Annotated in this window: 1 protein-coding gene; it reads right to left on the bottom strand. The window is 49.3% G+C overall.

Translation table 11 applies throughout. The features are described from left to right. Nucleotides 1-126 precede the first annotated feature (126 nt). Nucleotides 127-538: hypothetical protein (locus K7A41_RS00030; protein ID WP_265712064.1), on the bottom strand; the 412-nt coding region annotated here is incomplete at its 5' end.

Below are 538 nucleotides of genomic sequence, written 5' to 3'. Positions count from 1 at the left end.
CTGGATGCTGGTCTGGTTGCTGTAACTGTTTAGCGTTAGATTGTCAACAAGCGTCTGCCCTTGGACACATGCCACGGCAGCTAAACATAATATCGTCAATAAGGTCTTTTTCATAACAGGTCTGGCTTAATTGGGACGGTAATGATAGTCAAACGCTCTGTTCACTTGGTTCAGATGGTCAAGGATGGCCTGCAGGCGTTGCATACCGTCATACGTATAGCTCTCTTTGATCCCCCTTGGATCTGTCTTGCTGGTCATGCCGACCAGTGGTTTATACGTGTAGCTGGTCACCATTGCATTCGGTAGGCCGGCCCGCAGTTTGTCCGCTGCATTCTTGATCAGGGTCTCCATTGTAGCTTCCGAATGTGTCGACACGTTGAGGTTATCGATAGCCGCTTTGGTCAGAACACTATCGACCTGGGCATACGTCGCGTTTCGGATCTCGGCTATAGGATACTGACCTCCGTACCCCCAGAGATAAACTGCAGTAGCTTCCTCACGTTTTTTTAGTTCCTGTGGCCGACCATTGGAGTTATAT

Origin of the sequence: Sphingobacterium sp. InxBP1 (assembly GCF_026191775.1) — a bacterium.
Taxonomy (GTDB): Bacteria; Bacteroidota; Bacteroidia; order Sphingobacteriales; family Sphingobacteriaceae; genus Sphingobacterium; species Sphingobacterium thalpophilum.
The sequence above is the reverse complement of the archived record's forward strand: the minus strand, read 5'-3'. Positions and strand labels throughout refer to the sequence as shown.